21 protein-coding genes and 1 other annotated feature are annotated in these 23,225 nt (G+C 35.3%); of the genes, 2 read left to right on the forward strand and 19 right to left on the reverse strand.

The features are described 5' to 3' along the window. The 4 genes from ACQY63_RS06085 to ACQY63_RS06100 form a co-directional block, all read right to left on the reverse strand. A complete protein-coding gene (locus ACQY63_RS06085) occupies positions 1-303 on the reverse strand; it encodes a 4Fe-4S binding protein (RefSeq protein WP_022165480.1) in 303 nt (100 codons plus the stop codon). Further along, a complete protein-coding gene (locus ACQY63_RS06090; protein WP_022165481.1) occupies positions 303-875 on the reverse strand; it encodes a 2-oxoacid:acceptor oxidoreductase family protein in 573 nt (190 codons plus the stop codon). Before ACQY63_RS06090 ends, ACQY63_RS06085 begins: the two co-directional genes overlap by 1 nt. Before the next feature lie 226 nt (positions 876-1,101). Then, on the reverse strand, positions 1,102-2,295 hold the full coding sequence (locus tag ACQY63_RS06095) for a hypothetical protein (RefSeq protein WP_428244884.1): 1,194 nt from the start codon (positions 2,293-2,295) through the stop codon (positions 1,102-1,104). Between the two features lie 25 nt (positions 2,296-2,320). Next, positions 2,321-2,512: a helix-turn-helix transcriptional regulator gene (locus ACQY63_RS06100; protein WP_022165483.1), complete on the reverse strand. Its 192-nt coding sequence runs from the start codon at positions 2,510-2,512 to the stop codon at positions 2,321-2,323. Between the two features lie 300 nt (positions 2,513-2,812). On the opposite strand from ACQY63_RS06100, the gene ACQY63_RS06105 reads away from it, so the two are divergent. Both ACQY63_RS06105 and ACQY63_RS06110 read left to right on the forward strand, forming a co-directional pair. Beyond that, positions 2,813-2,935 carry a hypothetical protein gene (locus tag ACQY63_RS06105; RefSeq protein WP_428244886.1) on the forward strand — a complete coding sequence of 41 codons (123 nt, stop codon included), beginning with the start codon at positions 2,813-2,815 and terminating at the stop codon, positions 2,933-2,935. Between the two features lie 497 nt (positions 2,936-3,432). After that, entirely contained in the window at positions 3,433-4,797 is a 1,365-nt protein-coding gene (locus ACQY63_RS06110; protein ID WP_428244887.1) for an MATE family efflux transporter, read from the forward strand. A 110-nt stretch (positions 4,798-4,907) separates the two neighbouring features. On the opposite strand, the gene ACQY63_RS06115 is transcribed toward ACQY63_RS06110, so the two are convergent. From ACQY63_RS06115 to spoIIID, 15 genes are all read right to left on the reverse strand, one after another. Next, complete coding sequence (locus ACQY63_RS06115) at positions 4,908-5,627, reverse strand: queuosine precursor transporter (RefSeq protein ID WP_022165485.1); 720 nt, start codon at positions 5,625-5,627, stop codon at positions 4,908-4,910. A gap of 160 nt (positions 5,628-5,787) precedes the next feature. Continuing rightward, positions 5,788-6,252 carry a radical SAM domain protein gene (locus ACQY63_RS06120; protein ID WP_022165486.1) on the reverse strand — a complete coding sequence of 155 codons (465 nt, stop codon included), beginning with the start codon at positions 6,250-6,252 and terminating at the stop codon, positions 5,788-5,790. A 292-nt stretch (positions 6,253-6,544) separates the two neighbouring features. Beyond that, a complete protein-coding gene (rpoC, locus tag ACQY63_RS06125) occupies positions 6,545-10,372 on the reverse strand; it encodes a DNA-directed RNA polymerase subunit beta' (RefSeq protein WP_412622995.1) in 3,828 nt (1,275 codons plus the stop codon). Between the two features lie 18 nt (positions 10,373-10,390). Further along, the gene (locus ACQY63_RS06130) at positions 10,391-14,224 is read right to left on the reverse strand and encodes a DNA-directed RNA polymerase subunit beta (RefSeq protein ID WP_022165488.1); all 3,834 of its coding nucleotides are present in this window, start codon (positions 14,222-14,224) and stop codon (positions 10,391-10,393) included. 354 nt (positions 14,225-14,578) lie between these two features. After that, on the reverse strand, positions 14,579-14,944 hold the full coding sequence (gene rplL / locus ACQY63_RS06135) for a 50S ribosomal protein L7/L12 (RefSeq protein WP_022165489.1): 366 nt from the start codon (positions 14,942-14,944) through the stop codon (positions 14,579-14,581). 77 nt (positions 14,945-15,021) lie between these two features. Continuing rightward, positions 15,022-15,516: a 50S ribosomal protein L10 gene (gene rplJ, locus ACQY63_RS06140; RefSeq protein WP_022165490.1), complete on the reverse strand. Its 495-nt coding sequence runs from the start codon at positions 15,514-15,516 to the stop codon at positions 15,022-15,024. A 59-nt stretch (positions 15,517-15,575) separates the two neighbouring features. Beyond that, positions 15,576-15,734 (reverse strand) — a sequence feature (ribosomal protein L10 leader region). A 101-nt stretch (positions 15,735-15,835) separates the two neighbouring features. Beyond that, positions 15,836-16,540 carry a 50S ribosomal protein L1 gene (gene rplA, locus ACQY63_RS06145; protein WP_022165491.1) on the reverse strand — a complete coding sequence of 235 codons (705 nt, stop codon included), beginning with the start codon at positions 16,538-16,540 and terminating at the stop codon, positions 15,836-15,838. A gap of 82 nt (positions 16,541-16,622) precedes the next feature. Further along, positions 16,623-17,048: a 50S ribosomal protein L11 gene (gene rplK, locus ACQY63_RS06150; RefSeq protein ID WP_022165492.1), complete on the reverse strand. Its 426-nt coding sequence runs from the start codon at positions 17,046-17,048 to the stop codon at positions 16,623-16,625. A gap of 118 nt (positions 17,049-17,166) precedes the next feature. Beyond that, positions 17,167-17,688, reverse strand: coding sequence for a transcription termination/antitermination protein NusG (nusG, locus tag ACQY63_RS06155; RefSeq protein WP_022165493.1), 522 nt, complete (start codon positions 17,686-17,688; stop codon positions 17,167-17,169). 24 nt (positions 17,689-17,712) lie between these two features. Further along, positions 17,713-17,913 carry a preprotein translocase subunit SecE gene (secE, locus tag ACQY63_RS06160; protein WP_022165494.1) on the reverse strand — a complete coding sequence of 67 codons (201 nt, stop codon included), beginning with the start codon at positions 17,911-17,913 and terminating at the stop codon, positions 17,713-17,715. 18 nt (positions 17,914-17,931) lie between these two features. After that, positions 17,932-18,081, reverse strand: a complete 150-nt coding sequence (rpmG, locus tag ACQY63_RS06165) for a 50S ribosomal protein L33 (RefSeq protein ID WP_022165495.1) — start codon at positions 18,079-18,081, stop codon at positions 17,932-17,934. Between the two features lie 257 nt (positions 18,082-18,338). Next, a complete protein-coding gene (locus ACQY63_RS06170) occupies positions 18,339-19,052 on the reverse strand; it encodes a double zinc ribbon domain-containing protein (protein ID WP_428244888.1) in 714 nt (237 codons plus the stop codon). A gap of 11 nt (positions 19,053-19,063) precedes the next feature. After that, entirely contained in the window at positions 19,064-21,334 is a 2,271-nt protein-coding gene (gene recD2 / locus ACQY63_RS06175) for an SF1B family DNA helicase RecD2 (RefSeq protein WP_428244889.1), read from the reverse strand. Between the two features lie 68 nt (positions 21,335-21,402). Further along, positions 21,403-22,404, reverse strand: a complete 1,002-nt coding sequence (locus ACQY63_RS06180; protein ID WP_117998536.1) for a rod shape-determining protein — start codon at positions 22,402-22,404, stop codon at positions 21,403-21,405. A 502-nt stretch (positions 22,405-22,906) separates the two neighbouring features. Next, positions 22,907-23,188, reverse strand: coding sequence for a sporulation transcriptional regulator SpoIIID (spoIIID, locus tag ACQY63_RS06185; protein WP_296963259.1), 282 nt, complete (start codon positions 23,186-23,188; stop codon positions 22,907-22,909). Between the last annotated feature and the right edge of the window lie 37 nt (positions 23,189-23,225).

Genomic DNA, 23,225 nt, shown 5'->3' on the forward strand with positions numbered 1-23,225 from the left:
CTATTTCACCTCCATCTTAATTGCATTAAATGGACATGCCTTCACGCATATTCCACAACCCTTGCAATGATCTAAATCTATTGCCTGTCTCTTATAATCCTTTACAGGAATACAGCTGTCCGGACAAACCGGTACACATAAAAGACATTGTTTACATTTTTCTTCGTCAATTACAGGTGCTACACTTGTCCAATCTCCTGTAATAAACTCTCTTGTTGTGCCTGAACCGACAATTGTGTTACCTCTTGTAACATCCTGCCAGGCAACGTCCTGACCTAATTTTGTTATATCTGTCTTTGCCATTATTTAACCTCCCTTAAAGCTGTTCTAAGTGCTTCCATGTTTCCTTTGATTACTTCAGGCTTCTTGGCAAATTTGTGCTTAAATGAGCCTTCCATTTCGTTAAGGAATGTTTCATCTTCAATAACTCCTGTAACTTTTACAATTGCAGCAAGCATTGGTGTGTTAGGGAAGTTCTTTCCTAAAGTATCCATAGCGATTTTCTTTGCATCTACTGTGTATACTTTTCCTTTGTAACCTTTTAAGTGTGGAATAATCTCGTCTTTACTTCTTGATGTATTAATAAGTATTGCTCCATCTTCTCTTAATCCGGCAGTAACATCAACAATTTCTAATAAAGTTTCGTCAACAACTACTACATACTGTGGATCATAAATGTTTGAATGTACGCGAATTGGGTGGTCACTGATTCTGTCGTAAGCAGTGATTGGAGCTCCCATTCTTTCAGGTCCATATTCTGGAAATCCCTGTGCATTTTTTCCTGTTTTGAAAGCCACTTCTGCTAAAAGAAGGGCTGCTGTTTTGGCACCCTGACCGCCTCGGCCATGCCATCTGATTTCAAGAGTATCTTTCATATTTGTTATTCCTTCTTTACTATTTTTTCGTGTTAATGCATTAAAGTGCATTAATATTAATTATAAGTCAAAGATTTTGTAGTTTCAATAAGAGATTTAGGGAAATATAGAATATTTTGTTTATTTTCTCTGATGATTGTTGGTTAATTAAATGTGAAAATAAAAATACCTTAAAAACAGAGCTATATCTGCTTTAAAGGTATTTTTGTTTTATGTAGTCATGTTATTAAATTTCCTGCATATCATCGCGAAACAATGCCATTATGTTAGACATTCTGGCATCCATAAATTCTTCATCATCTAAATCTACAGGTCTTACAACCAATTTTTCATAAAGATATTCAATTCCGCCTCTTGCATACGAATTAAACAAATCCATATTTTTTGTATACTGATATTCAGTTTTCGGACTTGTGTCAAAAGCTTCTCTTACTTTTTCTTCTGCCAATGATTCTGCCTTAGTTATTGCATAGTCAGCCTTTAACCACTCGTTATGTATGTTAGTCAGGCTTACATTATCTCTAAATAAATTTTCAAAATAGTCATATACCATATCAACTGCAATTAAATCTTCACGTCCTTCTTCAATGGCAGTGATAACTGTTCCTTTTTCCTCGTTTGCAATAAACGTAAAAATACTTCTCTCGTTCTGTGCAACTTTTTCGCTTATGTTAAGGAGACTGTAGGCTGTTAAAGGAAGCATCGGAAAACAACCCTCTGCTACAATTTCCTTATAGTCTTTTTCGGTAAACATACTTTCAAAACATGGTATTTTGTATGACTTTTCTATAATTTCATTATTTACATCATTGTTGTAAATAAAATCTTTAAAACTTTCATCAGTCTTGTTAATTGCGTGCTTTATTATTTCAAAATTATTCTGTGCCGATACAAGGAATCTGATTTCCTTTAAACGCCCCTCAACACCTGTAAAGGCGTTAATCATTTCACTTGTCAAGGCACTTCCGTATTCTTTTCTGCTTTTGTTAGCAGAAACAAATTTGTCCATGTATTGATTAAAACTGTCATAAGAAATTGCATCAGCAAACTTTTCATATTGTTCTCTGACCTTATCTGCATTTTTTTCTTTTAAATCTTTTACGGAAAATTTAATTCGTTCCCCATCTATTAAATATTTATTACCTGCACAATTCCACACTGATGAATTGTCGTATGTTCCTATTTCTTTATCCAATAATATTTCCAGTAAAAGTCTTTCTTCAGGAAATACTGGTCTTATATCTGTTGTAATTCTTCTTCCTTTGTCACCACAACACTCGCATGTTTTGTCATACAATGGAACTTTGCAGTTTTCACACCAGTATATATCTGATTTTTCAAGTTCTGTTCTATCCCCACAAACCGGACAAACACTACTCTTTGTTCTAATGTTGTCTTTCGTGCATATATATTTAAGCAATATTTCTTCCCCTGTTTTTACAATGTTATTTAAACGATTCCGGTGACACATTCAAATAAGAACATAATTCCAAAAATTCCGATGCTGTAAAAACCACATCGGTCTTAGATAATTTAAAGCCACTAACTCCCGTGTCTTTTGAAATCTGTTCTATTGAAATATTATTCTGTTTTATGTATTCAACTAATTTTTCCGAAACATTATCTTTCTTTTTCATTTATGCCACCATCTGTGTTCTATTAAAAAATAAATGCTCCTATCGTCGCGCTTATTTTTCTGCTCTTTTTATAGATTTTATTTTTCTTTTTGCTTCGCAAAAAAAGCACTTCATTCTTCCAAAAATAAAATTAAGGTATGAGGTAAAAATAAATGCTCCTATCGTCGCGCTTATTTTTCTGCTCATACCTTATTATATTCTCTGTAGTCGAGAATTTCAATCTTTTGTTTCTTGTTTTGAAAGAATAGTTTGACGTAGTTATACGCATCATTTATTATAAGGAAAGAGGTGTTTTTTATAATGAAAAATGAAAATATTGCAAAGGTGCTTAAAGCGTACCGAAGAAGAAACAACTTAACAGTTCACCAAGTTTCTATTTTACTTGAAAACCAAAATATTAAGGCTGCCGACAAAACTATATAGGGCTGGGAAAGTGGTCAGACGCAGCCTAATGCTGATACTTTGCTTACGTTGTGCGACATATATAATATTCACAACATTTTAGGAACTTTTGGTTATAATCGTGATTTAAATTTTAATATAACAAAGCATGAGGAAGAACTGGTTAAGCAATACAGACGCAATCCTAAATTGCAAAAAGCTGTAGACAAATTGTTAGATATTGAGTAATTGTTTTTCTTTTAATACGAGAATTTCAATGGGAAGATTTTAATCTGAATATACATCTTAATGCAAGATTTTCAATATTAAGATTTTAATGTAAATATAAAAATCTCAATATAGATATTTTAGCAACAGAATATAAACATTTAAAAGAATTAAAACAACGTTTTAGTTCTTTTTTTCGGCATATTGTGTAAATGGTGTTATAATATTTCTACAACGATTTATCATATACACTATTCTTATAGTATTTATTTTCAAAATTTTTTATTATACTTGGAAAGGAAATTTTTATCATGAAACGAATAGATTTTGAGAATGGTTCTGTTACAGGAAATATTTTAGGTGCTGCATTACCTATGCTTGTGGCTCAGGTTTTAAGCCTCCTTTACAACATTGTTGACAGAATATATATTGCAAGAATTCCACATGTGGGAACTACAGCTCTTGGGGCTGTTGGACTTTGTTTTCCAATTGTTGTAATTATAACTGCATTTAGCAATCTTTTTGGAAGTGGCGGTGCACCTCTTTTTTCTATTAAACGTGGCATGGGTGACTCAGAGAGAGCTAGAACTATTATGAATACCTCTTTTTCAATGCTATGTGTTAGTGCCTTTTTTATTATGACTCTTGGCATGGTTTTCGCAAAACCTCTATTAGTTATTTTTGGTGCTTCAGAAATCGCCCTAAAATATGCTTATCCATATATGATGATTTATCTTATTGGTACTTTACCATCAATGATTTCAACAGGTATGAATCCTTTTATTAATGCCCAAGGTTATGCCACTACCGGTATGTTTTCAGTTGCCGTTGGTGCTATATCCAACTTAATATTAGATCCTATTTTTATATTCGTTTTTGACATGGGTATTAAAGGTGCTGCCATTGCAACTGTGATTTCACAGATTTTCTCTGCTTTATTTGTATTTTATTTTCTTGAGAAAAAAGCTGAACTTAAAGTTAGATTTTTAAAAAGAAATGAATTTAGAAACTCCATTGACTACGCAAAAAACATCATCAGTCTTGGTACAGCAGGTTTTATTATGCAATTAACCAACAGTCTTGTTTCTATTTGTTGCAATCATGTGTTGTCAATTGTTGGTGGAGACGTTTACATTTCCGTTATGACAATTGTGTCAAGTCTCCGTCAGATGATTGAAACACCTATTTATGCAATTAATGAGGGAACTTCTCCTATTATTAGTTATAATTATGGTGCAAAAAGACCAAAGCGTGTCAAAAAAGCCGGTGCTGTTTTAATGACTCTTGTAATTGCGTACACAATTGTTTTATGGAGTGTTATTATCATTGCACCCAAATATCTGATACTTTTATTTACATCAGACACTAATTTAATGGCAGATGCAATACCTGCTTTAAAAATGTATTTTGCTGCATTTATTTTTATGGATTTACAATATATAGGTCAGACAATATTTAAGTCTCTTAACAAAAAGAAACAGGCGATTTTCTTTTCTTTATTAAGGAAAGTCATTATCGTAGTTCCTTTAACTTACATACTTCCTTTTATGATGAAGCTTGGTCCACAGGGTGTTTTCATTGCGGAGCCAATCTCCAACGTAATCGGCGGTAGCATCTGTTTCACAACAATGCTACTTACAGTATTGCCTGAACTGAAAAAAATGGAAGCCAATTAATTTTGACTTCCATTTTTAAATTTATATTTAATGCTATATTATTTATATATATCTCTCTAATTCTATATGCATATCTATTTTATTTGTTTTTATAAATTCTTATACTATTTTTACTCTTGTTTAGCCTCTACCTTTTTCATTTCTGACTTATGCATTCTTCTTGCCAAATAAACAAAAGGTGTATCAAGTAAACTTGTCGCAATAAAAATAACATAACTTGATATTACAATATTAATAATAGTTTTAACGCTATGTATTCCCCAGAAGGCAGCCAAATTAAATAATAAGTTATTTAAAAACTGAGAAATTAATGTTGAACCATTGTTTCTTAACCAAAGAAATTTGTACCTTGAGCCAAATTTCTTTTCAGTCCAATCCCACCATTTGTGATATGCCCACACATCAAATTCCTGTACAATTGCGTATACAAGCATGCTGGCAATCATTAATCTTGGTGTATTTGAGAATATTGTTTTCATTGCAGGCATTGCAAAATCTGATTTTGCAGGTGTGTAAAGTAACCACCACTGTGACAAAACTACAAAAAGTATTGATGTAGCTATACCTATATGTACTGCTGTTTTTGCTTCTTTCTTTCCATATATTTCACTGATAATATCAGTTACAAGGAAAGTTGATGCAAATAGTACATTTCCCAAAGTCATTTCCATTCCAAATGCAATAATTACAATTAAAACTTCAAGATTTGCTGCAATTGTTGCTATTGATGTAAAACAATATAAGCCCTGTTTTCCAAACACCTTTAAAAAAATTAGTGTGCTTCCATAAATAATTAAAACTGAAAGTAACAATAAAACTTCGTTAGACATAATACTTATCCTCCTCTTTTTTGTAATTTACAGCTATCGCATTAATTTCTCTGCTAGCCGGTATAATGTCTTTATTTTTTCTGCGATTTCATCTTTTACGTATTTGCAATTGATTTTTCACAGTAAAAAACTAATTTGTTTTTTTCTTTCTCAACTATATCTACTCTTTGTTCTCTCCCACTCCGAAATCTGTGTTATTTAACAAAATATCCACTCTTTTATTATCCTTATACTTAGGACCTTTCTCCTCAATTCCTTTAACCAATACATTTTCCCTTAAATTATAGTCAAAGGTTTCAAGACCTAATTTAATAATGCTTTCTACACCAAGGTCCTCGAAACTTTTCTTAAAATCCTTAACATCATCTTTATGCATGTCATGACATTCAAAATGAATTGTTTTAATATTTTTCTCTAAACAAATCTTCTTTATTAAAGAAATTGTCTTTTCATCTAAATCAACAAAACTACCTGAATTAATAACTTCTAATTCATTATAAAGTCCTGTAACCTGCTCTAAAGCTTCTTTGTTAATCTTGTAGTTTGCTTCAATATCCAAACTGCTGTCTAAATGATAATCGCAAAATCTGCACTTACGCCATTTGCAGCCATCACCTACCAACATAACAATCTCTCTTGGGATATTCTACGCACCGAGCGCGTGTCCGTTCGCAACATTTTTCCTATTGCGCGAGTGTACATCTATAGTGGAACTTTTTCCTTTCCCACGAGTGCGCATCTATAGTGGAACTTTTTTTGTTTAATAATAAATTCTGAGAGAATTTCTTATTACAGAAAAAAGAGCGCCACTAGGGCACTCTTTTTAAACCACATATGTGATTGTTTCCCTAGTTTTTTTTATAGACAGGATGGTTTCGAACTGTCTTATTTAATTAGTGTGAGATTATAATCTTCTACTATTCTTCTGTAACTTCAATTGTTTCAGAAACTTCTAATGTTTCATTTCCTTCTGCATCTTCAGAAACAGCTAAAACTTCTTCATCTTCTGAAACTGATAACACTTCTTCATCTTCAGGAACCTGATTCTTATCAGTGCTTAATTTTACTGAACGATATCTTTCAATACCTGTACCGGCTGGAATTAACTTACCAATAAGTACGTTTTCCTTAATACCAACAAGTGGATCAACCTTACCACTAATAGCAGCTTCTGTAAGAACTCTTGTTGTTTCCTGGAATGAAGCAGCTGACAAGAATGAATTTGTAGCAAGTGAAGCCTTTGTGATACCAAGCATAATCTGTGTACCTGTTGCCGGTTCCTTGCCCTGTGCTTCAAGTTCTTCGTTTACTTCATTGAAGTTAAGAACTTCAACAGTTGTTCCAGGTAAGAATTCTGAATCTCCTGCTGTATCAACCTTAATCTTCTTAAGCATCTGACGTACAATAACTTCAACGTGCTTATCGTTGATTTCTACACCTTGTAAACGGTAAACTCTCTGTACTTCACGAATCATGTAATCCTGTACTGCACGAAGTCCCTTAATCTTTAAGAGATCGTGTGGGTTGATACTACCTTCTGTAAGTTCATCACCTGCTTCAAGCATTGTACCATCAAGGATCTTAATTCTTGAACCATAAGGAATAAGATATGCCTTTGATTCTCCTGTTTCTTCGTTTGTTACAACAACTTCACGTTTCTTTCTTGTTTCTTTAATTTCAGCTCTACCACCGAACTCAGCAATAATTGCAAGTCCCTTTGGTTTTCTAGCTTCAAATAATTCTTCTACTCTAGGAAGACCCTGTGTAATATCATCACCGGCAACACCACCAGAGTGGAATGTTCTCATAGTAAGCTGTGTACCAGGTTCACCGATTGACTGAGCAGCAATAATTCCAACTGCTTCACCAACCTGTACTCTCTGGCCTGTAGCCATGTTTGCACCATAACATTTAGCACAAACACCTACATGTGACTTACATGTAAGAATTGTTCTAATCTTAACTTTATCAACACCTGTAGCAATAATAGCTGCTGCTCTTTTAGGTGTAATCATATGATTTGCTTTAACAATTACATTTCCATCTGCATCATACATTGTTTCTGCTGCAGTTCTGCCTGTAATTCTTTCTTCAAGGCTTTCGATAACTTCGCTACCGTCCATTAATGACTCAATTTCCATATACGGAATTGCCTTGCCTTCACAACAATCAACATCACGAATAATTAAATCCTGTGATACGTCTACAAGTCTTCTTGTAAGGTATCCTGAATCGGCTGTTCTTAAGGCTGTATCTGACATACCCTTTCTAGCACCATGGGCTGAAATAAAGTATTCCAATACGTCAAGTCCTTCACGGAAGTTTGACTTAATAGGAAGTTCGATAGTCTTACCTGTTGTATCAGCCATCAAACCACGCATACCGGCAAGCTGTTTAATCTGCTTGTCAGAACCACGGGCTCCTGAGTCAGCCATCATAAAGATGTTGTTGTATTTATCAAGCCCACCAAGAAGGGCTGTTGTAATCTGGTTATCGGCTTCCTGCCATGTTTCGATTACTTCTTTGTATCTTTCCTCATCTGTTAAGAAACCTCTGCGGAAATGCTTTGTAATCTTATCTACTGTCTTTTCAGCTTCTGCTAAGATAGTCTTCTTAGCTTCAGGTACTGTCATATCTGAAATAGAAACTGTCATGGCTGCTCTTGTTGAGAACTTGTAACCCATAGCTTTGATGTTATCAAGAACTTCTGCAGTCTTTGTAGCACCATGATTGTTGATTACTTTTTCAAGAATCTGCTTTAAGCCTTTCTTTCCTACGTGGAAATCAACTTCGAACTTAAGGTAATCTTCATCAGTTTCTCTCTTAACAAAGCCTAAATCCTGTGGAAGAATTTCATTGAATAAGCAACGTCCAAGTGTTGTTGAAATAACGCCTTCAACTTTTTCTCCCTTACCGTTAAATACTTTTCTCTTAACTCTAATCTTCTGGTGAAGAGAAATATCACCATTTTCATAAGCTAAAATAGCCTGGTTTTCATCACTAAAGTAATGTCCTAAAACGTCAATAGGTTCACATACTACAATTCTGTCTCCAGCGTCATATCTGATATAATCATGTGTACCTAACTTACCTGCATCTAATGCTTCCTTAATTTCTTCTTCTGAACCGTAAAGCTTATCACCTGCCTGGGCAACGATTTCTTCATCCCTAGAATGATCAACCATCTTATCCATTGTTAAATAGTAAATTCCAAGTACCATATCCTGTGAAGGAACTGCTACAGGAGCACCATCTGATGGTTTCAACAAGTTGTTAGGTGAAAGAAGTAAGAATCTACATTCTGCCTGTGCTTCTACTGAAAGTGGAAGATGGACAGCCATCTGGTCACCATCAAAGTCGGCATTGAAGGCTGTACATACTAATGGATGTAACTTAATAGCTCTACCTTCTACTAATACAGGTTCGAACGCCTGAATACCTAATCTATGAAGTGTAGGAGCTCTGTTTAACATAACAGGATGTTCTTTAATTACTTCTTCAAGTACATCCCAAACTTCTGTCTGAAGTCTTTCTACCATCTTCTTAGCAGCCTTAATGTTATGTGCTGTACCCTGTTCTACTAATTCTTTCATAACGAATGGCTTGAATAATTCGATAGCCATTTCTTTTGGAAGACCACACTGGTAAATCTTAAGTTCAGGTCCTACTACGATAACCGAACGTCCTGAATAGTCAACACGCTTACCAAGTAAGTTCTGACGGAAACGTCCCTGCTTACCTTTAAGCATATCTGAAAGTGACTTAAGAGGTCTGTTACCAGGTCCTGTAACCGCTCTACCACGTCTACCATTATCAATTAAAGCATCAACAGCTTCCTGAAGCATTCTCTTTTCATTTCTGATAATAATTTCAGGTGCGCCTAACTCAAGAAGTCTCTTAAGACGGTTGTTTCTGTTGATAATTCTTCTGTATAAGTCATTTAAGTCAGATGTAGCAAATCTACCACCCTCTAACTGAACCATAGGTCTGATATCTGGAGGAATTACAGGAATTACATCCATAATCATCCATTCAGGCTTGTTTCCTGAGCTTCTAAATGCCTCAAACACTTCAAGTCTCTTAACAATCTTAGCCTTCTTCTGACCTGTAGCTTCAAATAATTCAGCTTTTAATTCTTCAGCTTCTTTTTCAACATCGATGCTCTGAAGCAATTCTTTAACTGCTTCAGCACCCATGCCTACTCTAAACTTTCCACCAAATTCTTCATAAGCTTCTCTATATTCTTTTTCTGATAAAACCTGCTTATATTCTAATGTTGTATCCATTGGATCAAGCACTATATATGAAGCAAAGTATAATACCTTCTCTAAAATTCTTGGTGAAATGTCAAGGATAAGTCCCATTCTTGAAGGGATTCCTTTAAAGTACCAAATATGTGATACAGGAGTTGCCAAAACAACACAACCCATACGTTCACGACGAACGCTTGATTTTGTCACTTCAACACCACATCTATCGCAGACTACACCTTTATATCTGATTTTCTTATATTTACCACAATGACATTCCCAGTCCTTATTAGGTCCGAAAATCTTTTCACAGAATAAACCGTCCTTTTCAGGCTTTAATGTTCTGTAGTTAATTGTTTCCGGTTTTGTTACTTCGCCTAAAACTTCTTTGTCGCCTACTTTTCTAGTAGCCCACTTTCTGATTGTTTCCGGTGAAGCAAGACCGATTTTAATTTTATCGAATGCAAGCTGTTCACTTACGTTTACATCTGCCATGATCAAATCTCCCTTCTATTAATTTTCCTGACCGTCTTCAAATACTGTTCCATCAGCATTAACTGTCTGAAGTTCTTCTCCAACAAATTCCTGTGTATGATATCCAGCCTTAGCAAAATCCTGGCTGTCTTCTTTATTCTGACTATAATTCTTGCTGTCGTTATTTAAGATAGCATTAAAGCTTGTTTCACCATAATCAATGCTTTCTTTTAATTCAACAACATTATTATCTTTGTCTAATACGTTAATATCAAGTGCTAATGCCTGAAGTTCTTTTACAAGTACCTTGAATGATTCAGGAACACCCGGCTGAGGGATGTTTTCACCCTTAATAATTGCTTCGTAAGTCTTAACACGTCCTACAACGTCATCTGACTTAAATGTTAAGATTTCCTGTAATGTGTATGATGCACCGTAAGCTTCAAGTGCCCAAACTTCCATTTCACCGAATCTCTGTCCACCGAACTGAGCTTTACCACCAAGTGGCTGCTGAGTTACTAATGAGTAAGGACCAGTTGAACGAGCATGAATCTTATCATCTACTAAGTGGTGAAGTTTCAAGTAATGCATGAAACCGATTGTTACAGGGTTATCGAAATATTCACCTGTTCTACCGTCTCTAAGTCTAACTTTACCATCTCTAGCAATTGGAACGCCCTTCCATTCTTCTCTATGATCAAGGTGTTCTTCTAAATACTGCATAACTTCCGGTTTTAATACGTCTTTGTACTTAGCAACAAAGTCTTCCCATTCTGTATTTGCATAATCGTTTGCAAGTTCAAGAGTATCCATAATGTCATACTCGTCTGCACCGTCAAATACAGGAGTTGCAATGTTAAATCCTAATACTTTAGCTGCAAGGCTTAAGTGGATTTCCAATACCTGTCCAATGTTCATACGTGAAGGTACACCTAATGGGTTAAGTACAATATCAAGTGGTCTACCATTTGGTAAGAATGGCATATCTTCAACTGGTAATACTCTTGAAACTACACCCTTGTTACCATGACGACCAGCCATCTTATCACCTACAGAGATTTTTCTCTTCTGTGCAATATAAATACGAACTGATTCGTTTACGCCTGGAGCTAATTCGTCTCCGTTTTCTCTCTTGAATACCTTAGCATCAACAACGATACCTGTTTCACCATGAGGAACCTTAAGTGATGTATCTCTTACTTCTCTTGCTTTTTCTCCGAAAATAGCTCTAAGTAATCTTTCTTCTGGTGTAAGTTCTGTTTCACCCTTTGGTGTAACCTTACCAACAAGAATATCACCTGCTCTTACTTCAGCACCAATTCTAATGATACCTCTTTCATCAAGGTCTTTTCTTGCTTCATCACCAACACCTGGTACATCATTTGTGATTTCTTCAGGTCCAAGTTTTGTATCTCTTGCTTCTGTTTCGTATTCTTCTATATGAATTGATGTATAAACATCATCCTGAACTAATCTTTCACTAAGAAGTACAGCATCTTCGTAGTTATAACCTTCCCATGTCATGAAACCAATAAGTGGGTTCTTACCAAGAGCGATTTCACCGTTTGATGTTGAAGCACCGTCAGCGATAACTTCGCCTGCTTCTACATGGTCACCCTTGAAAACAATGTTTCTGTGGTTATAGCAGTTACTCTGGTTACTTCTTGCAAATTTTGTTAAGTGGTATGATTCTTTTTCTCCATTATCATCATACTTAATAACAATTTCTCTTGCTGTTGACTTTTCAATTACACCTGCACGTTTTGCAACAATACAAACACCTGAGTCAACGGCTGCCTTTCCTTCCATACCTGTACCAACTACAGGAGCTTCTGTAGTGATAAGTGGAACTGCCTGACGCTGCATGTTTGATCCCATGAGGGCACGGTTAGCATCATCGTTCTGTAAGAAAGGAATCATTGATGTAGCTACAGAGAATACCATTCTAGGAGAAACGTCCATAAGGTCAATTCTCTTCTTGTCAAACTGTGATGTTTCTTCTCTGAAACGACCTGATACGTTCTTATTAATGAAGTAGCCGTTTTCATCTAATGGTTCGTTAGCCTGTGCTACTGTATATGCATCCTCTTCATCTGCTGTAATATATACAACTTCATCTGTAACTCTTGGGTTTTCAGGATCTGACTTATCAACAACTCTGTAAGGAGCTTCAATAAATCCATACTCATTTAATCTTGCGAAAGATGCAAATGAGTTAATAAGACCGATGTTAGGTCCTTCAGGTGTCTCGATAGGACACATTCTTCCGTAGTGAGTATAGTGAACGTCTCGAACCTCGAATCCTGCACGATCTCTTGAAAGACCACCAGGTCCTAACGCTGATAAACGTCTCTTATGTGTCAACTCACCAAGTGGGTTATTCTGATCCATAAACTGTGACAACTGTGAACTTCCGAAGAATTCCTTAACAGCTGCAGTTACAGGTTTAATGTTAATTAATGTCTGTGGAGAAACTCCTTCAAGATCCTGTGTTGTCATTCTTTCACGAACAACTCTTTCCATTCTTGAAAGACCAATTCTGTACTGGTTCTGAAGTAATTCACCTACAGCACGAATACGTCTGTTTCCTAAGTGGTCGATGTCATCAACACTTCCGATACCGTATTCAATGTTTAATAAGTAGTTAATTGATGCAAGGATATCTTCCTTTGTTATATGCTTTGGAACTAATTCGTGAGCATTTCTCTTAATAGCATCCTTTAACTCTTCTTCTGTTTCATTTTCTGCTAAAATTTCAGCAAGTACAGGATAGTAAACATTTTCTAAAATTCCTAATTCCTTGCAATCAAAATCAACATAAGCGTTAATGTCAACAGCCATGTTTGATAATACTTTTTCATTCTTAACGTCTGTCTGAATCATTACTGATGGAACAGCTGCATTCTGAATGTCTGTAGCAAGTTCTTTTGTTACTTTAGTTCCAGCTTCTGCTAAAACTTCACCTGTTGTTGTATTAATAACATCTTCTGCTAAAAACTGACCAACAATTCTGCTCTGGAAAGCAAGTTTCTTGTTGTATTTATATCTACCTACTCTGGCAAGATCATATCTTCTTGCATCAAAGAACATACCTGAAATAATAGCTTCAGCACTATCAACACTAAGTGGTTCACCTGGACGAATCTTCTTATATAATTCTAAAAGACCGCTTTCGTAATCATCACTTGAATCCTTTTCAAAAGTAGCAAGAAGTTTTTCTTCTTCACCAAATAAATCAATAATTTCTGCATTTGTTCCAATACCTAATGCTCTAATAAGAACTGTTACAGGAACTTTTCTTGTTCTATCTACACGTACATAGAAAACATCATTAGAATCTGTTTCGTATTCTAACCATGCACCACGGTTAGGAATTACCTGTGATGTATATAATTCCTTACCTACCTTATCGTGTCCAATAACATAGTATATACCCGGTGAACGAACTAACTGGCTGACAATTACACGTTCTGCACCATTGATTACAAATGTACCTGTTGCAGTCATAAGTGGTAAATCACCCATGAAAATATCATGTTCTGTAAATTCACCTGTTTCCTTGTTGTGGAGTCTTACTTTTACCTTTAAAGGTGCGGCATAAGTTGCGTCTCTTTCTTTACACTCTTCAATAGTGTACTTTTTATCTTCTTCACATAATTTGAAGTCAATAAATTCAAGACTTAAGTTTTGGGCATAATCCTCAATAGGGGATATATCATCCAATACTTCTTTTAGACCTGTAGTAAGAAACCATTCATATGAATCTCTTTGAACTTCAATAAGATTTGGCATTTCAAGAACTTCTTTTGATCTTGAATAGCTCATACGAATACCTTTTCCTGCCTTAACAGGAGTGATTCTGTTCTTCTCCATCGACGTTACTCTCCTTGTCTTAATATAATTAAAAATTTTGTTGCTATCACTTAATTTTATTAGTTCTTTGGTTTTTATGTAAACCAAAATGCTCTCATTTGGGCGCAATACGCCCTTTAATGCATAGCATATTTGAATTTACCATTTTTTTCTTAAAAAGTCAAGACTTTATTTTTTTGACTTCCCTAAAAATCGCAAATTAAAATTTGCAAAAATTATCATTTTACTCAAAGGTATCTATTTTATGTGAGGGATTACTCCCAAGCTTGACAAAGAGCCTCTTTTATACGTAAAAAGGGAACCGGATATTCTCCGATTCCCTTAAATTCTCTTTTTTATCAGATTAGTTTATAACTACTTAAGAGTTACAACTGCTCCAACTTCTTCTAACTGGCTCTTAAGTGCTTCAGCTTCTTCCTTAGAAACACCTTCCTTAACTACCTTAGGAGCTCCGTCAACTACTTCCTTAGCTTCCTTAAGTCCTAAACCAGTTGCATCCTTAACTGCCTTGATAACCTTAACCTTCTGATCACCAACTTCTGTTAATTCAACGTCGAATTCTGTCTTTTCTTCAGCTGCTCCGCCTTCTGCACCTGCTGCTGCAACTACAACACCTGCTGCTGCTGATACACCAAATTCTTCTTCACATGCCTTTACAAGGTCATTTAATTCTAATACTGTTAAACCTTTAATTACTTCAATGATTTCTTCTGTTGTCATTGTAAATTCCTCCTAATTATTCTAATTTTATTGAATGTTCATAAACTTATGTCCATTTTTTAATTGTTTCTTAATTTCTATGCTGCTTCTTCGTCTTTTTCAGCAATCTGCTTAATAACACGAGCGAAGTTTGTAATTGGTGACTGCATAGAACCAAGTAATTTTGAGAGAAGTACTTCTCTTGATGGGATAGATGCAATCTGAGCAATTCCTGCCTGATCATAGTAAACACCGTCTACTACACCACCCTTGATTTCTAAAGCTTCAGCTGTCTTAGCGAATTTTGCTAATACTCTAGCTGCTGCTGTAGCATCATCTTTACATACTGCAATAGCAGTAGGTCCTTCAAGATGCTGAGCTAAATCTGCAAATTCAGTATCCTTAATTGCAAAATTAATCATTGTGTTCTTGTATACTTTGTATACAACACCAGCTTCTCTTAACTGCTTACGAAGTTCTGTATCTTCAGCAACAGTTAATCCACGATAATCAACTACAACTGCTGTAGCTGCGCCATTAAGTAATTCTGAGATTTCTTCAACGATAGGTTGCTTTAACTCTACTTTTGCCATGAATGTTTTCCTCCTTATTTATTTTAGGTCGTCAACTTCATTGCACGAATTTATATTTCTTATAATATAAGAAACCTCTCTGCCTAAAGACAGAGAGGTATAAAGTCTTGTTTGTTAACTTAATCCCTCGGTAGGCGACAATCATTCTCGCACTTACATTCGTAGCTGATAAATCAGCGACAAATACCTACTGTCTTCGGCAATTGGTTTTCAACCACTTGTGCATATTAGCACAATATTATTTTATTGTCAACTAAGTTTACAATATTTTGTCAGTGTGCATTAGAAACACTTTCTAATGCAATTAGGCAAAATCTAATTAAGCATTAGCACTTGTAAGCTTTGTTGGGTTAACCTTTACTCCAGGTCCCATTGTTGATGTAAGTGTAACAGTCTTAAGGTAAGCACCCTTAACTGCTGCAGGCTTAACTTTAATGATAGCATCCATTAATGCGTTGAAGTTTTCTGTAAGCTGTTCTTCTGTAAATGAAGCCTTACCAACTGGAACGTGAATAATGTTAGCCTTATCAAGTCTGTATTCAATCTTACCAGCTTTGATTTCTTCAATAGCCTTTGTTACATCCATTGTTACTGTACCTGCTTTTGGGTTAGGCATTAAGCCCTTAGGTCCAAGTACACGACCAAGTCTACCAACAACACCCATCATGTCAGGTGTAGCTACAACTACGTCAAAGTCGAACCAACCTTCATTCTGGATCTTTGGAATTAATTCTTCGCCACCTACGAAATCAGCTCCTGCTGCTTCTGCTTCATCAGCCTTAGCACCCTTAGCGAAAACTAAAACCTTAACAGTTTTACCTGTTCCGTTAGGTAATACTACAGCACCACGAATCTGCTGATCTGCATGACGTCCGTCACAACCTGTTCTGATGTGGCATTCTATTGTTTCATCAAATTTTGCAACTGCACTTTTCTTTACTAAAGAAATTGCTTCTTCTGTATCATACTGAGCAGCTCTATCAATAGTCTTTGCTGCATCAATATACTTCTTACCTCTCTTCATTTAAACCTCCTCGTGGTAATAACGGATATACCTCCCACGTTTTTTCAATTCTTTTTTCGATTAAATTATTGCCTTTAGTCGATTAGTCTTCAACCTTAATTCCCATGCTTCTAGCAGTTCCTGCGATCATGCTCATAGCTGATTCAATGTTTGCAGCGTTAAGATCCTGCATCTTTGTTTCAGCAATCTGCTGTAAGTCTGCTTTAGAAATTGTAGCAACCTGTTCTTTTAATGAATTGCCTGCACCTTTTTGGATTTTGCAAGCCTTCTTTAATAAAACTGCTGCAGGTGGAGTCTTTGTTACAAAACTAAAACTCTTGTCCTGATATACAGTGATAACTACAGGAATAATCATTCCAGGCTGATCAGCTGTTCTTGCGTTGAAGTCCTTTGTGAACTGAACGATGTTTAATCCCCACTGTCCAAGTGCTGGACCAACTGGTGGAGCTGGTGTTGCTTTGCCAGCTTCGATTTGCAATTTAATGTATCCTTCTACTTTCTTTGCCATCTTTCGGCACCTCCTAAAAATTGTGGTATTATCGGGAACCCCTCCCACTGCTTCACGATGCACCGTGAAACATTCTTCTATAAGTGTAATTATACACTTTCATAAAACCTAAAAGGCTTTATTTCAACTTTTTAACTTCGTTAAAGTTTAACTCTACCGGAGTTTCTCTACCAAACATGTCCACATTAATTGTAACTGTCTGTCTTGTTTCATCAATACGTTTGATTTCTCCGGCTGTTCCGGCCCAAACGCCTGCGATAACATTAACCATTTCTCCCTCTTCAAAATCAACGTTGATTCTTTCGTTAGTTTTGACACCAAGAGTCATCATTTCATCTTCTGTAAGAGGAACTGGCTTTGACCCCGGACCTACGAATCCTGTAACACCTCTGGTATTTCTTACAACATACCATGTGTCATCATTCATAACCATGTTTATAAGCACGTATCCAGGGAAAAGTTTCTTTTCCGAAACTTTCTTTACTCCATTTTTCAATTCTACCACTTCCTGTGTTGGAACTGATACTTCTAATATCTGATCCTGCAATTTTCTATTTTCAATAGATTGCTCGATATTAGTCTTTACTTTATTTTCATAACCTGAATAAGTATGAACAACATACCAATTTGCCTCTGCCATTTACTCACCTCTTATATATTCTTATTAACCAATAATTCCATTAAGACCGAACTGTATTAACTGATCGATCAAACCAATAAGAACTCCCATAATAAGAGTGACTATTACAACAACAACAGTCTGTCTTACGATTGATGCTTTTGTTGGCCAGATAATTTTTGAAAATTCAGCTTTTAAACCAGTAAACCAATTTTTTAAGCCTGATTTTTTCTTTGCTTCTGCCATAATTCCACCTCCAATAGACTATTTTGTTTCTTTGTGTAATGTGTGCTTCTGACAGAATTTACAATACTTCTTTGTTTCAACTCTATCTGGATGTGTTTTCTTATCCTTAGTTGTATTATAATTTCTCTGCTTGCATTCTGTACATTCTAATGTAATCTTTGTTCTCATGAGTTTCACCTCCGCTTTATTCTATCCTAAGGGTACTTCTTTGTAATATTTAGCAATAAATTATTGCAAAAAAAAAAGACCCCATCTTCTCTTGCTACATAAATATATCATATCATTTTATTTACGTCAATAAGTTTTTACTTACATTTAGAGAAATTAGTTTTCAGCAAATAATTTTATACTTGTATTCTGCTTACTTACATTCAGAGCATCTTTTTTCAGTTTATATTTTTCCTTTGTTTTTTATCTTCTATTAATTATTTGTCAATGCCTGTTGCTATGCACATAAAATAAACATCTTTTACGCCGGCACTTTTTAGAAGTCTGCTGCATGCGTCCATTGTGCTGCCTGTTGTGTATATGTCATCTACAAGCAAAACTGATTTCACCCCTTTTAATTTTTCAGGTTTAATTGCAAATGCGTTCTTAAGGTTACTGCTTCTTTGACTTCTACTTAATCCTTTCTGAGGTTTCGTATCACTTACTCGTATTAGTGATGTCTTGTCTAAAGTTATATTAGAGTAGTGACTTAAGTATTTTGCAAACTCCTCTGCCTGATTGTATCCTCTCTGTTGCACTTTACCCTTGTACATTGGAATTGGCATAATTCTGTCTATTTTCCATTGTTTTAGTTTGCTCCTATACTTTCTGTTTCCTACATAAGCAAAGAAATCCCCATAACACCTTTTGTTATCGTATTTAAATCTGTATAAAGTTAATTTCATTTCTTCTACATATTGAAACACGCAGACGCCTTTGTTAAATTCATGCTTAGTTTTTGCACAGTCCTGACAATACAATGCATTATTACTTGTTAGCTGCTTACCGCACATTTGACAGGCTGGCGTTTTTACTATTTTAATTTTATCCCTACATTCTTTGCATATTCTTTGATTCATTCCTATAACCTGATTGCATATAGGACAAACATTTGGATAAAAAATTTTCTGTATTATTTTTCTATATTCCATGTTCCCCTTATTTATTGTTCTTCATTATAATAATTAACAAGCTGCCATTTCAGTCCCGAGTATCTTCTATGCTGATCCTCATTTGCAATCATTGCCGAAAATGTTTCTTTTCGACCAACAATACAAACACATTTTTTTGCTCTTGTAACACCTGTATATAGAAGATTTCTTGTCATAAGCATTGAGACACCTGAAACTAAAGGCATAATAACTGCAGGATACTCGCTACCCTGTGACTTATGAATAGTTATTGCGTACGCAAGTTCTAACTCCTCAGCCTGTTTAGAATCATATATAACGTATCTGTCATCATCAAAAACAACTTCCATAGTGTTAGTTGTATTATTAATAGTAGTAATTATTCCCATGTCGCCATTGAAAATTCCGGTTCCACTATCATATATTCTTCCGCCCTCACTTCGCTGCTCCCATTCAAGCTGATAATTATTTTTTATCTGCATTACCTTGTCGCCTTCTCTAAAAATAACGCCTGCGATTTCTCTTTCACGTTTATTTTCATCCTGAGGATTAATGTATTTCTGCAGTTGTTCATTTAAAGAATTAACTCCTAAAATTCCACCACGCATAGGTGTTAAAACCTGTATATCCATTGGTTTTGCTTCTACATATTGAGGCAATTTAGACATCATAAGACCAATTGTAGCATTTAATGCCATCTGTGCATTTTCTCTTTCTATATATAAGAAGTCGCCCATGCTGTTATCCAGTGCCACCTGTTCGCCTTTATTAATCTTGTGGGCATTAGTTACAATCCCACTTTCCCCTGCCTGTCTGAAAACTTTTGTAAGTCTTACAACGCTAAATTGTTCCGACTCTATTATATCCCTTAAAACGTTACCCGGTCCAACGCTTGCAAGCTGATTAATATCGCCAACAAAAACAACTCTTGTTCCTATTGTTATGGCCTTCAGCAACGCATGCACAAGAAAAGTGTCTACCATAGACATTTCATCAACTATGATTACGTCTGTTTCCAAAGGATTTTGTTCGTTTCTGCCAAATTTTGCATCAATTTCATCTCTGCCGGTTTCCTCTGATGCTCCACCTGAAATTTCCAATAATCTGTGTATTGTCTTAGCTTCATGACCTGTTGCCTCATTCATTCGCTTTGCTGCTCTTCCTGTTGGTGCCGCAAGACTAACTTCCAACCCATCAGCTTCAAACATTTGTATAATGGCATTTATTGTAGTGGTTTTACCTGTACCCGGTCCACCTGTAATAATTGTAATACCATTGTTTTGTGTTTCTATTACAGCTTTTCTTTGCAAATCATCTAATTCTACTCCTGAAAGTTTTTCAATTGTATCTAACTTAACGCCCATTATATAATCATCTTCCGGTGTAGAAATATTTAATTCCAACAACATTCTGGCAATATTTAATTCTGTGTAATAGTATGTAGATAGAAATACTGCATCTTTTTCTTCAATATTTTTTAGTATTAATTTTTTCTCTAAAACCAACTCCGTAAAACAATTATCCAGTAAATCCATATTATAAGTTCCATCTGCATTAAGATACTGATCCCTTAAGCCTAACAGATTAATTGTTTTCTCAACTAATTTTTCTTTTGGTAAATACGTATGTCCTGATAACGATGCATCCGACAGGGCATAGCACATGCCACTTTTAATACGAATAGAAGCATTTACTTCCACACCTGCACGACGTGCAATTTCATCTGCCGTTTTAAAACCAATGCCTGATAGGTCATCTGCCAACTTATAAGGATTAGTTTTTATAATGTCATAAACTTTCTGACCATACATTGTGTAAATCTTATTACTTAATGTAGGACTGATTCCATATCCCTGAAGAAAAATCATAACATCACGCATGTCTTTTTTCTCTTCAACCTGCTCACAAATGTCCATTGCTTTTCTTATGGTAATGCCTCTTATCTCTGCAAGTCTTTCAGGTTCTTCTTCTACTATTCTAAGAGTATCCTCGCCAAATTTATCAACTATACGATTAGCAAGCACTGCACCCAAACCTTTAATTGCACCTGAACCAAGATATTTTTTCAACGACAATTCATCTGTTGCAGGAATTACTTTATAAGAAGTTACTTTAATCTGTTCTCCATAAATATCGTGAAAAACTTCTTCTCCCTCTATTTCTAAATATTCACCTTCTGAAATATATCCAAAATTACCAGTGCATTTTATTTCTTTTTTTCCATAAGATAAAGTTAAAACCGTATAACCATTCTCTTCATTTCTAAAAGTTATGCTTTCTACATATCCACTTAATGATTTCATATTGTTCCTTTTATCAAAACAAGGCTGCCCCTATGTTTCTTTGGACAGCCTTTATGTTTAATTTTATTTTACTTTATTTTTTCTGCATCTTCTTCGTCAATATATTCTAAATACTGACCTGTACCTATGGCTACAGCAGTCATTGGATCTTCCGCTGTCATAGTATTAATACCAGTCTTTGCTTCAATCAGCTGATCCAAGCCATGTAATAAACAGCCGCCACCTGTTAAAACAATCCCTCTTACAGCAATATCTGCTGCAAGTTCCGGAGGTGTCTGTTCAAGCACACGATGCACAGCATCTACAATACTTGTTGTTACATCGCTAAGAGCTTCTTCTGTTTCCTCTGATGTAACTTCTATTGTTTTTGGAAGTCCTGTAACAAGATTTCGTCCACGCACTTCCATCTTCTTATTTTCTGATTTGTTATAGCATGTACCAATTCCAATTTTTATTTCTTCAGCAGTTCTGTCACCGATTAAAAGATTATGTTTCTTTCTCATGTATCTTACAATTGCCTCGTCAAAGTCGTCACCGGCAACTTTAACTGATGTACTTACAACTGTACCGCCTAAAGAAATAACAGCAATATCTGTTGTACCTCCACCAATGTCCACAATCATGTTTCCGCATGGCTTCTTTATTTCAATACCAGCTCCAATTGCTGCTGCTAAAGGTTCTTCTACAACGAAAACTTCTCTTGCTCCAGCCTGAAAAGCCGCATCCTGAACTGCCTTTGTTTCAACTTCTGTTGCACCACTTGGAATACAAACACAAATACGTGGTTTTCTGTATGAACGCTTTCCAACTGATTTCTGTATGAAATATCTAATCATTTGTTCAGTAACTGAATAGTCAGAAATTACACCCTGCTTAAGAGGTCTTACTGCAACAATATTGTCAGGTGTACGTCCAATCATTAATCTTGCTTCTTCACCAACAGCCTTAATCTTTTCTGTATCGCGATCTATAGCCACAACTGATGGTTCTTTTAAAACCACACCTTTTCCTTTAATGTAAACAAGTATACTTGCTGTTCCTAAATCTATTCCTATATCTGTATTAAACATTTAGTTCTCCTTTGGTCATTCATTTTTCCATATATAAAATATACTTCTATATTTTAGAATATCCACACTAAAGTAAAGTATAACAACTTTTTTTTATAATGTATATGTTTTATTTCCAATTTTAACGGAAAAATCTACACAGTTTTTCACCAGCATTTTCCGATTTTTTATTATTTTTTATTATTTTCGCCGATTTTCGAGTTTTTTTACATTTTGTTCATATTTTATTCATATTCGTCCCTTACTATAACAGAGTACTACCTAGAGTGGTGCACATAGTTTGTATACGTCATACCCTATAATGACGTATTTTAAGTTTTTCATACTCAACCTAGCGGGTGAGATTCCCGCTAGGTCCCCCGTAAACAACAGCCATATGCCTAGCATATGGCTTTAATATATTCAACACGTTAACCAAGCACATAAAAAGAAAAACACAGCAAAAAAGATGCTCCCATACTTTTTGCTGTGTTTTTCTTTTTATGTATCCTGGGAACCCAAATTAGCGAGAAGCAGCAGATTTATCTTTTAAACTTCTCTCACGCTTATATTTCTCTCTTGTTGCAATCCCACCACGTATATGTCTTTCGCTTTTATTTTTCTCTAAAATTTTTCTTACTTTAGCTGCTAAAGCAGGATCTATTTCTACTAACCGTTCTGATACATCTTTATGCACTGTAGACTTGCTAACTCCAAACTTCTTTGCCGTTTGCCTTACTGTGGCTTTTGCCAAAAGCAGATATTCTCCTGCAGCCACAGCTCTCTTTGCAATATAATCATTCATGGGGCTTCTCCCATATATTCGTTTGTTCTATATTATG

It is taken from the genome of Eubacterium sp. Marseille-QA0814, from assembly GCF_965119675.1.
In the GTDB taxonomy this organism is placed as follows: Bacteria; Bacillota; Clostridia; order Lachnospirales; family Lachnospiraceae; genus Eubacterium_G.

Excerpts from the sequence above, each read along its gene's own strand:
- ACQY63_RS06085 (WP_022165480.1), bottom strand. The coding sequence starts at position 303 with ATGGCAAAGACAGATATAACAAAATTAGGTCAGGACGTTGCCTGGCAG.
- ACQY63_RS06090 (WP_022165481.1), bottom strand. The coding sequence starts at position 875 with ATGAAAGATACTCTTGAAATCAGATGGCATGGCCGAGGCGGTCAGGGT.
- ACQY63_RS06100 (WP_022165483.1), bottom strand. The coding sequence starts at position 2,512 with ATGAAAAAGAAAGATAATGTTTCGGAAAAATTAGTTGAATACATAAAA.
- ACQY63_RS06105 (WP_428244886.1), top strand. The coding sequence starts at position 2,813 with ATGAAAAATGAAAATATTGCAAAGGTGCTTAAAGCGTACCGAAGAAGA.
- ACQY63_RS06110 (WP_428244887.1), top strand. The coding sequence starts at position 3,433 with ATGAAACGAATAGATTTTGAGAATGGTTCTGTTACAGGAAATATTTTA.
- ACQY63_RS06115 (WP_022165485.1), bottom strand. The coding sequence starts at position 5,627 with ATGTCTAACGAAGTTTTATTGTTACTTTCAGTTTTAATTATTTATGGA.
- ACQY63_RS06120 (WP_022165486.1), bottom strand. The coding sequence starts at position 6,252 with ATGTTGGTAGGTGATGGCTGCAAATGGCGTAAGTGCAGATTTTGCGAT.
- rpoC (WP_412622995.1), bottom strand. The coding sequence starts at position 10,372 with ATGGCAGATGTAAACGTAAGTGAACAGCTTGCATTCGATAAAATTAAA.
- ACQY63_RS06130 (WP_022165488.1), bottom strand. The coding sequence starts at position 14,224 with ATGGAGAAGAACAGAATCACTCCTGTTAAGGCAGGAAAAGGTATTCGT.
- rplL (WP_022165489.1), bottom strand. The coding sequence starts at position 14,944 with ATGACAACAGAAGAAATCATTGAAGTAATTAAAGGTTTAACAGTATTA.
- rplJ (WP_022165490.1), bottom strand. The coding sequence starts at position 15,516 with ATGGCAAAAGTAGAGTTAAAGCAACCTATCGTTGAAGAAATCTCAGAA.
- rplA (WP_022165491.1), bottom strand. The coding sequence starts at position 16,540 with ATGAAGAGAGGTAAGAAGTATATTGATGCAGCAAAGACTATTGATAGA.
- rplK (WP_022165492.1), bottom strand. The coding sequence starts at position 17,048 with ATGGCAAAGAAAGTAGAAGGATACATTAAATTGCAAATCGAAGCTGGC.
- nusG (WP_022165493.1), bottom strand. The coding sequence starts at position 17,688 with ATGGCAGAGGCAAATTGGTATGTTGTTCATACTTATTCAGGTTATGAA.
- secE (WP_022165494.1), bottom strand. The coding sequence starts at position 17,913 with ATGGCAGAAGCAAAGAAAAAATCAGGCTTAAAAAATTGGTTTACTGGT.
- rpmG (WP_022165495.1), bottom strand. The coding sequence starts at position 18,081 with ATGAGAACAAAGATTACATTAGAATGTACAGAATGCAAGCAGAGAAAT.
- ACQY63_RS06170 (WP_428244888.1), bottom strand. The coding sequence starts at position 19,052 with ATGGAATATAGAAAAATAATACAGAAAATTTTTTATCCAAATGTTTGT.
- recD2 (WP_428244889.1), bottom strand. The coding sequence starts at position 21,334 with ATGAAATCATTAAGTGGATATGTAGAAAGCATAACTTTTAGAAATGAA.
- ACQY63_RS06180 (WP_117998536.1), bottom strand. The coding sequence starts at position 22,404 with ATGTTTAATACAGATATAGGAATAGATTTAGGAACAGCAAGTATACTT.
- spoIIID (WP_296963259.1), bottom strand. The coding sequence starts at position 23,188 with ATGAATGATTATATTGCAAAGAGAGCTGTGGCTGCAGGAGAATATCTG.